Here is a 12,809-nt window from a genome sequence, read left to right on the forward strand (position 1 = left end):
CTCTCCTTTATACGTTCCCTCCCGGCCCGCGGCCCGGGGATGCCAAGATGACGGGACGAAGCCGCGGGAGGGGACCCAGTGACCACACCACCGTTCGGCACGCCGCCGGCCGTGAACCCGTTCCAGCCGCCCCCGTGGCAGCCGGTCCAGGGCGGCCCGAAACGGGTGTCGGGCAAGCAGAAGGCGCTCTTCGCCGGGCTCGTCGTCGCGGCGCTCGGGCTCGGGTCGCTCGCCGCGTTCGGGTTCGCCGCGATCGGGCGTGCGGCGGGACCGCCGGTCGCGGGCAGCTGCCTGTACCTCTCCTCGCTGGGCTCGGAGAGCCAGACCTACACCGGCGCGGACTGCTCCGAGCAAGCCGCCACCTACCGCGTCGACACCGTCGTCAACGGCCGGGCCTCCTGCCGCGGCGAGGACTACGTGCGGTTCGAGCTGTACTCGTCGACCCGCGCCAGCGGCAGGCCGACCGAGACGTTGTGCCTCGCGTTGAACGTCGCGTCCGGCGAGTGCGTGCGCGACGTTTCGGACGAATCGAAGGTCGGCAAGGTCGCCTGCGACGACCCCACGGCGCAGGCGCGCGCGGTCGTGCACGACGGCGAGCGGAAGGCGTCCAGCTGCGGCGACAAGGACGTTTCGCTGGTCTACGCGGGGCCGCCGGTGCGCACGATCTGCCTGCAGCCGACCGGGGCGAGCATCTGACGCCTACAAGGCGTTGGGCAGCATCGCCGCCACGTCCAGCCGGTTGGCCAGCTGCCCGGAGCTGTGCATGAGGTCGGCCACGCGCTGCAGCCGAGTCGCCGACAGCGTGGTCGGGTAACTGCCGAGGGAGATCAGCGCGGCGGTGGTCTGGTCGATGTCGGAGAACGTCGGCAGCGCGTCGCGGACCTTCGCCGAATCGGACGCGGCGAGCTGGGCCTGGGTGAGGACGTTCCGGAACGCCGTCAGCGTGCGCGGGTTCGCGGCGGCGAACTGGCCGGTCGCGGCGTAGCCCGACGCTGGGAAGTCGAGGGTCGCGCCGGTCGAGCCGTCCGCGAGGACCTGCGCGCCCAGCTCTTTCTCCGCGCGGGTGATGTACGGCTCGACCATCAGCGCCGCGTCCGCGTCTCCGGACTGCAGCGCGGCGGGCATCTGCCCGAACGGCCGGGCGACGAATTGGATCTTCGATTTGTCGACGCCCGCCGTGCCGAGGACCGCCCGCGCGGTGAGCGCGCCGATGTCGTCGGGGGAGTCCACGGCGATCGTCGGCGATTTCTTCGCGGTCGGTTCGGTGTAGTCGGAACCGGGCAACGTGACGAGCGCGATAGTCGTGCGGCCGAAGGTGTACGCCTCGCCTTGCAGCTGCAGCGCGGTACCCGATCCCGCGGCGCGGAACAGGGACACGTCGCTGCCGAACGTCACGTCGACCTGTCCGGCCTTCAGTTTTTCGACGCCGTCGCTGTCGCCGAGTTCCACCAGTTGGACATTCAGCCCGGCCTGGCGGAATTTTCCGGCCGCGACCGCGATCCGCAGCGGGGCGGTATCGATCGGGTTGGCGACGCCGACCCGCAGCGTCGCGCGTTCCGGCGGTTGCGCTTGTCCGGAGTCACTGGATCCGAACATGGAGCAGCCGCTGAGTGCGAACAACGTCGCCACCAGCGCAAACCTCAGACCGGTCGCTTTCACTCGCCATCCCCTGCCGGGAGAATCTCTGCCTCGTGCTGGATCGTATGGGCCGCTGCCCATACGATCGCCCGCAGGGCCGTGCCCCCGCCAGGGTGGCTTCCCGATCTTTTCGCCGGGAACTACCAAGCGGTAGTTTCCGGCTAGAGCCCGAGGACGTCCGTGGGCAGAGGTTCCCGCGGCGGAAAAGGAAGCACAGGTGACCCGTCGCGACGACCGTCCCCGTTCGGGTGACGCGACGGATCCGGCTGCCTCGCGCCCGGTCGGCGGCGGGTGGCGGCTGCGGAACTGGCGGCTGCGCACCAAGCTCTTCGTCGTCCTGCTGATCCCCGCGCTCGCCGTGGTCGTGCTCGTCGGCCTGCGGGTCAACAGCGACCTGCGCGACGCCCGCCAGCTCGCCGAGTTCGCCGCCCGCTGCCGGGTCGACACGACCGTCGCCGAGGTCGTGCACCAGCTGCAGCGGGAACGCGACGTCACGGTCCGGTTTGTCGCGGGCGACCGGAAGGGGGCGACCGACGTCCTCGTCGGCCAGCGCACCCGGGTCGACCTGGCGATCGGCGCGTTCGAGCGGTCGCTCGCCGACAGCAAATCGCGGCTCGACGATTCCGCCGCGGGCGATCTGCAGCAGAGCGACGACCGGCTGAGAGTGCTTGGCGGCCTTCGGTATTCGGCCGAGCACTCGGCGTATCCGGCCGACGCGGTGCTGCGTTCCTACAGCGAGCTGATCTCCGGCCTGCTCGACATCAGCGACACCGCCGCGGCCGACGTCACCGAACCCGACCTGGCGCGGCTGCGGCTGGCCGGGAACGCGCTCGCGCGGATCAAGGACCAGATGTCGGTCAAGCGCGCGGTCATGTCCGAGGCGATCGCGCAGGGCACGCTCAACCGCGACCGGACGCGCGCGTTGCTCGGCGCGGAAGCCGAGCTGGCCGCCGCGCGCAGCGACTACCGCACCTTCGCCACTCCGGACGAGCAGCGGATGTACTCGGACACGGTGATCGGCATCGTCGTCGACATCGGCAACGACATGGTCGAGTCGGCGCTCACGCGGACGGAGAACAACCAGCCGCTGTCCGGCCTGGACGCGGACCGGTGGGACACCGCGTCGACGTACACGGTCAATCTCGCCCACCAGGTCCAGCAGGCGCTGCTCGTCCAGCTCCAGGAGAAAACGGACGCGCGCGCCGCCAGCGCCCGCGCGTCGACGATCTGGGACGGCGGAATCGTCATCGGCGTCCTGTTGGTCGCCGGTGTCCTGTCGGTGGTGATCGCGCGCTCGCTGCTGCGGCCGTTGCGGATCCTGCGCCGCACCGCGCTGGAGGTCGCCGACCATCGGCTGCCCGAGGCCGTGCAGCGGCTGCTCACCGAGCCCGATCCGGCTCCGGAAAACCTGCGGCACCGGGCGGCGGTCGCGCCGGTGCCGATCTTCACCCGCGAGGAAGTCGGCCAGGTCGCGCGCGCGTTCGACGCGGTGCACGGCGAGGCGGTCCGGCTGGCCGCCGAGCAGGCGATGCTGCGCGAGAACGTGAACGCGATGTTCGTCAACCTGTCGCAGCGCAGCCAGGACCTGGTGGAGCGGCAGCTGTCCGTGCTCGACCGGATGGAGGCGGGCGAACAGGACCCGGACACCCTCGGCGGGCTGTTCGAACTCGATCACCTCGCCACCCGGATGCGGCGCAACAGCGAGAACCTGCTGGTGCTGTCCGGCACCGATCTGGTGCGCGAGGACACCGGACCGGTGGTGGCCGACGAGATCATCGGGGCCGCACTGTCCGAAGTGGAGGATTACCAGCGGATCGAGCTCGGCCCGGCCCCGGCGCTCGCGGTGCGCGGCGACGCGGTGAACGACCTGGTGCACGTGGTGTCCGAGCTGCTGGAGAACGCCACCCGGTACTCCGGGCCGCAGGCGGCGGTCACCGTCGAGAGCGCGCGGACGCCGGACGGGGCGTGGCGGATCGAGATCACCGACCGCGGCGCGGGCATGCCGCAGGCGGAGATCGACCGCACCAACGCGCGGCTGGCGCATCCGCCGGAGGTCGACGTCGAGGTGTCGCGCCGGATGGGGCTGTTCGTGGTCGCGACGCTGGCCGAACGGCACGCCATCGCGGTGAAGCTGAGCCCGGCCGAGGGGCGCGGCCTCACCGCGACGGTCGTCGTCCCGGCGGCGTTGATCACCGAGGCTCCGCCGCTGCCGCAGCCGCCCGCGCCGGTCGAACCGGAACCCGCGCCGGAGCCGGAGCTGCTGGCCCCGCTCGCGCCGTTGACGCCGGTCGAAGAGCCGGAAGAGCCCGCCGAGCTGGTCGCGCCGACCCTCGACGACGCCGGTCCGCTGCGCCGCGCGCCGGTGGTCGAGGAAGCGCAGTCGTGGCCGGTCGAGTCGGCGCGGTCGCATCTGGAGATCGACGCGCCGACGGACCGGATGCCGGCTTATCGCGACGTGCTGTCGCGCTGGTTCGATCTCTCGGCGCCGGCGGAGGAACCGGTGGCACCGGAGCCGCGCGTGGTCGCGCCGATGCCGGAAGTGCCCTCGTTCGAGCCGGACTACCAGGCAGCCGAGCCGAAGCACGCCTACGAAACGCCGCCGGAGTTCCCGACCGAGGATCCGGACGAGGCGGCCCCGGAGTGGCCGACGCCCGCGCACGCGGAACAACCGGAGTGGCCGTCGCCCGAGTACCTGGAGCAAGAGGACGGGGCCGAGGACACCTGGCCGTTCCTGCGGGTCGCCGACGTGGCGGGCGGCCCCGCAGCGGCCGGCGAGCAGCGGCCGATACTCTCGCTTTCCCCCGACGCGGTGCGCGCCCGGATGACGAGCCTGCAAGGCGGCTTCCGGCGCGGCAGGCACGCCAGGGGGGAAGACACCCCGCCACTGGATCGAAACGGATGAGGCATGAGTTCGAACACCGCCCTGCTGGAAGTGATCGCGCTGGGCGCGCAGGACGCGGAGCGGGCGCAGGAGGGCGGAGCGGACCGGCTCGAACTGGTCGCCGACATGGCCAGCGACGGGCTCACCCCGAGCGAGGCGACGGTGCGCGAGGTGCTCGCGGCCACTGATTTGCCGGTGCGCGTGATGCTGCGCGCGGAGAACACTTTCGACGCCCGCGCGATCGACGAGGTGCGTGCCTCGGCGGCCCGGCTGGTGTCCGCTGGCGCGCAGGAGTTCGTGTTCGGCTTCCTGACCGAGGACGGCGAAGTCGACGTCGACGCGTGCCGCGCGCTGCTGAAGGAGATCGACGGGAAGCCGTGGACGTTCCACCGCGCCATCGACCGTTCGCGCAACCCGATCGCCGCGTACGACGTGCTGGCCGAGCTCGGCTGCGACACCGTGCTGGCGGCCGGGCACACGAACGGTGTCGCGAGTGGACTGTCGGTGCTGCAGCAGCTTGCGCGGCGCACCGACGGCCCGGCGCTGTTGGTCGGCGGCGGTTTGCGGGCACAGCAGGTGCATTTGCTGCGGGCGGGCGGCGTGCGCGGATTCCACGTCGGCGGCGCGGTGCGAACGTCCGGTTGGGACGCTCCGGTGGACCCGGCGGCCGTGCGAGAGTGGGCCGAACTCGTCAAAGGCTGACGCTCTGGTCCATTCGAGAAGGGAACCTCGCCGGGAATTCCAATTCCGGCAAGGTTCCCTTCTTTGCTTGACGACCACAGTGCGGGTATGAGCGCAAGCGGTCCGTATTGTCCGCGGCTTCCGCCTTCCGACGTCCGATGGTTTCCGGATTCGGCGGGACATCGCGGCGTGAATCAGTCATAAATCGTGCAAGTGGAAAACAAACCAACCGAGATAAGGTCAGCCAAAAGTAGGTTTCTTTGTTTCGAGCGGTTTTTTAGGGTCGGTGATACGGGTCGGTACCGCGATTTAGCCGGCCCGGTCCCCGCCTCTCGAGAGGAATTCTCATGCGCTTGCGCAAGCTCGTCGCCGCCGCGGTTCCGCTGCCGGCGTTGCTGTGCCTGTCCGTGGCCGGCGTCGCGAACGCCGATCCGCTGGTCGCCCTTTCCGGCAACGCCGCACCGCTCGCCGCCAGCGCGCGGTCCGGCGATGTTGCCGCTGAGCAGCAGATTCCTGCCGCACTGTCCCTCAAGCTGCACAACCAGCAGGCGCTGGCCCGCTTCCTTTCCGACGTGCAGGACCCGGCCTCGCCGCAGTACCGCCGATTCCTCTCTCCGGAGCAGTTCACTGCTGCATTCGGCCCAACCCAGGCCGAAGCCGATCAGGCGGTGAATTTCCTCAAGCGCAGCGGGGCGCAGGGTATTCAGGTTTCCGGAAACCGTCAGGCGATCACCTTCTCGGCGACCGCAGGACAGCTGGAATCTGCCTTCCATACGCGTCTCGGCAATTACACCGACACCGTCACCGGCCGGAAGTTCTACGCGAACGACTCCGCGCCGGAACTGCCCGCGTCGGTGTCCTCTGTGGTCGATTCGGTCGTCGGCCTCGACAACCACGCGGTGAAGCACCACGCCAAGCCGGCGCAAGCGCCGCGCACGGTGAAGCCGGTGACGCCGGCCATCCTCAAGACCGCGTACGGCACCAGCGGAATGTCCGCCACCGGCGCGGGCGTGAATGTCGGTTTCGTGGAGTTCGACGGCTACAAGAAGTCGGACATCACCGCGTACGACACGAAGTACGGCCTCAAGGGCGGTTCGGTCAGCACCGTTTCGGTCAACGGAGCCAACTACGACTCCAGCCCCGGCGACGGCCAGACCGAGGTCGACCTGGACATCGAGGTCGTGCACGCGCTCGCCGCCCCGGCGAACGACTACGTGTACGAGGCCCCGAACTCCAACGCGGGCGAGCTGGCGATGTACCAGAAGATCGCGTCGGACAAGAAGGTCAGCGTCGTCTCGATCTCGTGGGGCTCCTGCGAGGCGGCGGAAGGCTCGGCCGCGGCCAACAGCGTCGACAAGGCGCTCGCGACCGGCACCGCCGAGGGCATCAGCTACTTCGCCGCCGCGGGCGACGACGGCACCACCGACTGCGCCCGCCAGACCGGCAGCAAGTCCCAGGCCGTTGACTTCCCGGCGTCGAGCCCGAACGTCTCCGGCGTCGGCGGCACGCAGCTGACGGTGAACTCGTCGAACGGCTACAGCAGCGAGACGACGTGGAATGACGGCGCTTCCGGCGGGGCCGGCGGCGGTGGCATTTCGACGATCTTCGCCGCGCCGTCCTGGCAGTCGAAGCAGAGCACGACCAAGCGCAAGGTTCCGGACGTCGCCGGGGACGCCGCGCAGGGTTCGGCGTACACGATCATCTCCGGCGGACAGACCGGGAACGTGTGGGGCACCTCGGGCGCGGCTCCGCTGTGGGCGGGCTTCGCGGCGCTGCAGAACGAGGTCCACAAGGGCGGCCTCGGCAACCTGAACGCGAAGTTCTACGGCATCGGCAACGGTTCGTCGTACGGTTCCGGTTTCCACGACGTGACCACCGGCAACAACACCTTCAACGGCACCACCGGCTTCTCCGCGGGCAAGGGCTACGACCAGACGACCGGCTGGGGCTCGTTCAACGGCTCCGGACTGTCCAAACTGATCGGCTGAGCGAGACTCTCGTGAGTGCCCGTGCCGGTTCTGACCGGCACGGGCACTCACGTGCGTTTGGCTGATTGACCAAGATCCGGGACGCTGTTTTGATGGCCGGGTGCAGCCTCTCCTGACGCCCAAGCAGCAGGCCCTCGTCGACCGCGCCGCCAAGCTCGCGGACATTTTCGCCGAGCGCGCGGCCGAGCACGACCGGGACAACACGTTCCCGCACGAGAACTACGACGACCTGCGCGAGGCGGGTTTCCTCCGGCTGTCGGTCCCGGAAGAACTGGGCGGCTCCGGAGCCGGGCTGCCGGAAATCCTGCCGGTGCTGGAACGGCTGGCGATGGGCGACGGCGCGACCGCGCTGGCGTTCACGATGCACCTGTCGCCGCTGGGACAGTGGGCGAGCGTCTGGCGGCGCACGAAGGCTCCCCGGCTGGCGCAACTGCTGCGCAAAGCGGTGGACGGCGAACTGGTGTGGGCGTCGATCACCAGCGAAACGGGCCTGCGCAACGACATGACGGACGCGAAAACCCGCGCCGTCCGTGTCGAAGGCGGCTTCGAACTGACCGGCCGCAAGAGCTTCGCGACCAACTCGGCGGTCGCCACGCACTGCTCGACCACCGCCCGCTACGAGGACGCCGACGGCGGCCCGCGGCTGCTGCTGTGCCAGATCGCGCTCGACCAGCCCGGCGTCACGATCCATCAGACGTGGAACACCATGGGCATGCGCGGCACTCAGAGCAACGACGTCGAACTGGACAAGGTGTTCGTCGAGGACGCCGCGGTCGTGCATTCGCTGCCGGTGAAACACCTCGACTCGCGGGTGCTGGAAACCGTGTGGGCGTGGGCGATGCCCGCGTTCTCGGCGGTCTACACGGGAATCGCGGCGGGCGCGCTGGACTGGACCGTGCAGACGCTGATCCAGCGCGGCAAGGCGGAGGACCCGGTGCTGCAGGACGTGATCGGCGAATGCCAGATCCTGCTGGAGAGTTCCCGCGCGCTGATCTACCGCCAGGCTGATGAAGTGACGAGCCGCCGTCTGTTCACCGGAGACATCCAGGACGGCGTGGCCCGCAGCGCGGTGGTGAAGTACACGGCGGCGAACAACGCGGTCCAGGTGATGCAGCGGCTGGTCGACGCGCTGGGCGGCATGTCTTACACGAAGGCGCTGCCGTTCGAGCGCATGTGGCGGGACGTGCAGGCGAGCACGTTCATGCCGATGGGGAACCTGGCGACCCGGAAACTGGTCGGGGCCAACGTGCTCGGGGTGCGGACGCTGCCGGAGATCGGTCCGGACGAGACCGGACCGGATTCCCGGGCTAAGGGCTGAATGGGTGAACCCGGGCGGAACCGGGTGAGTTGTCGCTGCTCAGGGGCTACCTTGACCGCTTCGGTCTTGGTGTCCAGGGGAGGGGCAGCGAGTGGCGAAGCAGTTCCGCGAGGGCCCGAATGGCCCGTATCCAGTACCCGATAGCTACGGCACGAAGGTTTTCGTGGCCGGGGTGGCGATAGTCGCTGCCGTCGGAGGCGGAACCGCGGCCGGGATCGGCGGTGCGGCGAGCGTGGAATCCGGGGCGGCGGCGGAGGCCCTGCCCGGAAACCTCGCCGGTGACGTCACGGATTCCTTGCCCGGCCGGAACTTCGAGACCCGCAAAGCCGAGGGCAAGAAGTCCGCGAAGCGCGGCCGCAAGGACGAAACCTTCAGCCGCTTCAAGCTCAAACAGCTCAAGCAAGCGGCGAAACACGAGATCGATTGCCTGCTGAACTCCACCGACCGCGTCCGCGATTACCTCGCGGAACACCGCTGCACCTCATTGGACCGAAACCTCTTCGCCGTCGGCGACGGTCACGGCAACGCGGCGGTGATTTCCGTTGCCCGCGTGGGATTTCCGAAGAAGAGCGACGCCGAAGGCTGCGAGAAGGTCGAGGAGGTGCAGGGCAGCGGGGACATCAAACCCCTTGGCGCTGCCCTGCTCGGCCTCGACGGCGTGAAATTCTCCGGCCACCACTTCCAGTCCAGAGTGGACGGTCGAGCCATGGTGGTCGCCGAAGTGGAAACCGGTGCCGGACAACTGGATTCCGGCACTCTCGACGCCCTCGCCGACGTCTCGGTCTGGTTTCCGAAGCTCTGACTACTTCTTCTCCGAAACGACAGTCTCCGAAGCCTCGGACGCAGCAGCCTCGGCCGCCTCCTGCTCCGCCAAATCCGCCGCCGCCTGAACCGCCGGGCCGTGCAGCAACCGCGCCACTTCACCGCGCAGCGAAACGAACTCCGCCGATTCCCGCGTCGTGATCTGGTCCCGCTGCGCAGGCAGGTCCACCTTCAGATCCGCCACGATCCGAGCGGGCGACTTCGACAGCACCAGCACCCGGTCGCCCAGGTACACGCTTTCGTCGATGTCGTGCGTCACCAGCAAAACCGTCGTGCCCTGTTCGACCTGGACCCGGCGCAGCAGGTCTTCCAGCTCGAACCGCGTCTGGGCGTCCACCGAAGCGAACGGCTCGTCCATCAGCAGCAGCGCCGGACGGCTCGCCAGCGCGCGGGCGATCGACACCCGCTGCTGCATGCCGCCCGAGAGCTGCCACGGGTACTTGTTCACCGCGGCGGACAGCCCGACCGCCTCGAGCGCTTCGGCGGCCCGGGCGCGGCGGGTCGCCTTGTCGAGTTTGCTCCAGCGCAGCGGGAATTCCACGTTCTTCGCGACCGACAGCCACGGGAACAGGGAACGGCTGTAGTCCTGGAACACCACGGCGAGATCGTCCGGCACCGACGTGACGCGGTCGCCGTGCAGGCTCACCGTGCCAGCGGACGGCGGGATCAGGCCGGCGATCGCGCGCAGCAGCGTGGACTTGCCGCAGCCGGACGGGCCGACGATGCACGCCAGCTGCCCGGTCTCGACCGTGAACGACAGTTCGTTGACCGCGACGTGCGCGGATTCGCCGCTGCCGTAGCGGTGGCTGAGGCCGGAGACCTCGAGCATGGTCGACATAACGGGAAAACCTTCCTAGTTCCGGCCGGGCTGCCAGCCGAGCACCCGGCGTTCGATGCCGAGCAGCGCGGCGTTGAACCCGTACCCGAGGATGCCCAGCAGCACGATCCACGCCCACATCTGGTCGAAGTCGTACGAGCGCTGGGCGGCGAGCAGCGCGTAGCCGATGCCGTTGAGCGCCCCCACCAGTTCGGAGATCGCCATCAGGATCAGCGCGATGGAGAGCGACAGGCGAAGCCCGGCGAAGATCTTCGGCAGCGCAGCGGGCAGTACGACCAGCCCGATCCAGTACCGCTTCGGCGTGCGGAACGCGCGCGCCGTCTCCGCCTTGACCTTGTCGACCGAACGCACACCGTCCACTGTGTTCATCAGGACCGGCCACAGCGAACCGAAAATGATCGTCGCGGTCTGCATGCCAGGGCCGATGCCGAACAGGATGATGAACACCGGCACCAGCGCGGGCGGCGGGATGGCGCGGAAGAACGCGAACAGCGGCCCCACGTAGTCCATTCCGGTGCGCGAGCGCCCCAGTGCGGTGCCGAGCGCGACGCCGATCACGACCGCCAGCAGCCAGCCGCCGAGGACCCGGCCGAGGCTCGGCAGGATGTGGTCGAACACCGGGTCGCCGAGGAACAACTGCGAAACCGGGCCGGAGAACCACAGTTTCGCCGCCGCGGTCGCGATCTTCGACGGCGGCGGGAAGAACACGCTCTCGCTCAGCTGCGTCGCGATCTCCCACAGCACCACCAGAATCACGAACAGCAGCCATTTGCGGGCGAACCCGCTGATGCCGCGGCTCATCCGGCGCGTCACGGTGGACGGCTTCTCGACCACGCTCACGCGGCGGCTCCTTCGACGGCGCTGCTCCAGCGGAACAGCCGATGTCCCAGCCGTTCCAGGCCCTCGTTGACGAGGAAGCCGAGGATCCCGGCGATGACCGTTCCGGCGAGTACCAGGTCCATCCGGCCCGGCCCGGAACTGGCCTCGAGCACGAACTGCCCGATGCCGAGTTTCGCGCCGGCCAGGAATTCCGTGCTGATCACCAGGATCAGCGAAATCGCGGCGGAGAGCCGGATTCCGGTGAACACGAACGGCGCGGCGTGCGGCAGCGCGACCGAAGTCAGCACTCGCGAGCGCGGAGTACCGTACGTGCGCGCGGTTTCCAGCAGCAGCGGGTCGATCTCGGCCAGCGCGTAAATGGTGTTGAAGAGGATCGGCCACACCGCCGCGTACACGGCGAGCGTGATCTTCGCTTCCGGGCCGCCGCCGACGACGATCAGCACCAGCGGAATCAGTGCCACGGAAGGGATCGGGCGCAGGAATTCGACGATCGCCTTGGTCGCGTCGCGCAGCCACGGGATGCTGCCGAGCAGCAGACCCGCCGGCACCGCGATGGCGATCGAGATGATCAGCGCGATCATCCACGCGAGCACCGAGGCGATCACGTCGCGGACGAATTCGACGTCGCCGAGAAGTTCGCCGATCCGGGCGAACACGACGGTCGGCGGGGGAAGGTCGTTCTGGTCGATCAGACCGGCCCGCACGACGGCCTCCCAGATCAGGAGGAAGCCGAGCAGGCCGGTCAGGTTCCGGACGAGGCGCACGTCAGGACGCGTTCGCCTGCGGGACGATCATCGACTGCACGTCGATCTTCGACTGGATGGAACCGAACTGCTGCAGCAGGTCCGGCACCCGCTGGATACGCCGCGCGTCCAAAGTGGACTGGAAGGTCAGCAGGTTCGTGATCTTCGCGGTCGCCTCGTCCACCTTCGAGAACTGGATCATCAGCGGCTCGATCTTGGAGCGGTCGGACGCTTCCTTCGTGGCCCGCAGCATCGCGCGCTGGAACGCGGCGACGGTCTTCGGGTTCGCGTCGGTGAACTTGCCGAGCGAGCCGTAACCGGCGGTCGGAAAGTCCTTGGTGCCGCCGGAAGCGGTGTCGATGACCTCGACCGTCCCGTTGACCTTCGCCGACTGCGTGATGAACGGCTCGGTGAGGAAGCCCGCGTCGATGTCACCGCGCTTGACCGCGGGGCCGATGTCCGGGAACCGCAGCGAAACCCACTTCACGTCGTTGAAGTTCACGCCGTTGTCGCGCATGACCGACTTGGTCAGGGTGTCGCAAATCGTGTTGGTGGCGGTGATCCCGATCTTCTTGCCCGCCAGGTCGTGCACGTTCTTGATGTTGCTGTTCGGCATCGCCACGACCTCGGTGCTCTTCGGACCGGCCGAGGAGGCGTCGGCGACGAGCTTGATGTCCGCGGCGCCCTTGCTCTTGGCGATGAAGAACGGCGTGTAGCTCGCGTAGGCGATGTCGACCTCGCCCGACTGCAGCTTCTGCAGCGAGGCGTCACCGCTGGCGGCGTCGACGGCTTCGACCTCGAGGCCCTCGTTCTTGAAGTAGCCGTTCTGGACCGCGAGGTGGAAAGGCACCACGTCGATCGTCGGCATGATCGAGACCTTGATCTTGGCCTTCTCGACTCCGGAGCCGCCCTTCGAGCTGCCCGAATCGTCCGATCCGCCCAACAGGCCGCACCCGCTGGCGGTCAAGGCCACGCCGCCCGCCATCGCGAGCGACAGGAACCCGCGCCTGCCGTAATCGCGCCGGCTGCTCACCGCTTCTTCAAACAAGGTCGCTCCTAG

General features: G+C 68.9%; 11 protein-coding genes. 6 read left to right on the forward strand and 5 right to left on the reverse strand.

The window, feature by feature from the left end; all coding sequences use genetic code 11:
* The first annotated feature begins 78 nt into the window (after positions 1 to 78).
* Positions 79 to 696, forward strand: coding sequence for an LppU/SCO3897 family protein (locus ACZ7OI_RS06830; RefSeq protein WP_470263173.1), 618 nt, complete (start codon positions 79 to 81; stop codon positions 694 to 696).
* A 3-nt stretch (positions 697 to 699) separates the two neighbouring features.
* Here the strand turns inward: ACZ7OI_RS06830 and ACZ7OI_RS06835 are convergent, their stop codons facing one another.
* On the reverse strand, positions 700 to 1,596 hold the full coding sequence (locus tag ACZ7OI_RS06835; RefSeq protein WP_470263174.1) for an ABC transporter substrate-binding protein: 897 nt from the start codon (positions 1,594 to 1,596) through the stop codon (positions 700 to 702).
* A gap of 259 nt (positions 1,597 to 1,855) precedes the next feature.
* On the opposite strand from ACZ7OI_RS06835, the gene ACZ7OI_RS06840 reads away from it, so the two are divergent.
* The 5 genes from ACZ7OI_RS06840 (at position 1,856) to ACZ7OI_RS06860 (ending at position 9,308) form a co-directional block, all read left to right on the forward strand.
* On the forward strand, positions 1,856 to 4,540 hold the full coding sequence (locus tag ACZ7OI_RS06840; RefSeq protein WP_470263175.1) for a nitrate- and nitrite sensing domain-containing protein: 2,685 nt from the start codon (positions 1,856 to 1,858) through the stop codon (positions 4,538 to 4,540).
* Between the two features lie 3 nt (positions 4,541 to 4,543).
* On the forward strand, positions 4,544 to 5,221 hold the full coding sequence (locus ACZ7OI_RS06845) for a copper homeostasis protein CutC (RefSeq protein ID WP_470263176.1): 678 nt from the start codon (positions 4,544 to 4,546) through the stop codon (positions 5,219 to 5,221).
* A 326-nt stretch (positions 5,222 to 5,547) separates the two neighbouring features.
* Complete coding sequence (locus ACZ7OI_RS06850) at positions 5,548 to 7,188, forward strand: S53 family peptidase (protein WP_470263177.1); 1,641 nt, start codon at positions 5,548 to 5,550, stop codon at positions 7,186 to 7,188.
* A gap of 100 nt (positions 7,189 to 7,288) precedes the next feature.
* Positions 7,289 to 8,506, forward strand: a complete 1,218-nt coding sequence (locus ACZ7OI_RS06855) for an acyl-CoA dehydrogenase family protein (protein WP_470263178.1) — start codon at positions 7,289 to 7,291, stop codon at positions 8,504 to 8,506.
* Positions 8,507 to 8,597: 91 nt separating this feature from the next.
* Positions 8,598 to 9,308 carry a hypothetical protein gene (locus tag ACZ7OI_RS06860; protein WP_470263179.1) on the forward strand — a complete coding sequence of 237 codons (711 nt, stop codon included), beginning with the start codon at positions 8,598 to 8,600 and terminating at the stop codon, positions 9,306 to 9,308.
* Here ACZ7OI_RS06860 and ACZ7OI_RS06865 read toward each other — a convergent pair whose 3' ends face one another.
* Genes ACZ7OI_RS06865 through ACZ7OI_RS06880 form a run of 4 tightly spaced genes read right to left on the reverse strand, consistent with a single transcriptional unit; the run spans position 9,309 to position 12,734 of the window.
* Positions 9,309 to 10,166, reverse strand: coding sequence for an ABC transporter ATP-binding protein (locus ACZ7OI_RS06865; protein WP_470263180.1), 858 nt, complete (start codon positions 10,164 to 10,166; stop codon positions 9,309 to 9,311).
* A gap of 15 nt (positions 10,167 to 10,181) precedes the next feature.
* Positions 10,182 to 11,006 (reverse strand): ABC transporter permease, encoded by an 825-nt coding sequence (locus tag ACZ7OI_RS06870; protein WP_470263181.1) that lies wholly within the window; start codon positions 11,004 to 11,006, stop codon positions 10,182 to 10,184.
* Positions 11,003 to 11,770, reverse strand: a complete 768-nt coding sequence (locus ACZ7OI_RS06875) for an ABC transporter permease (protein ID WP_470263182.1) — start codon at positions 11,768 to 11,770, stop codon at positions 11,003 to 11,005. Before ACZ7OI_RS06875 ends, ACZ7OI_RS06870 begins: the two co-directional genes overlap by 4 nt.
* Position 11,771: 1 nt before the next feature.
* The gene (locus ACZ7OI_RS06880) at positions 11,772 to 12,734 is read right to left on the reverse strand and encodes an ABC transporter substrate-binding protein (protein ID WP_370940644.1); all 963 of its coding nucleotides are present in this window, start codon (positions 12,732 to 12,734) and stop codon (positions 11,772 to 11,774) included.
* Positions 12,735 to 12,809 lie beyond the last annotated feature (75 nt).

This window comes from Amycolatopsis sp. NPDC114503, from assembly GCF_055633655.1.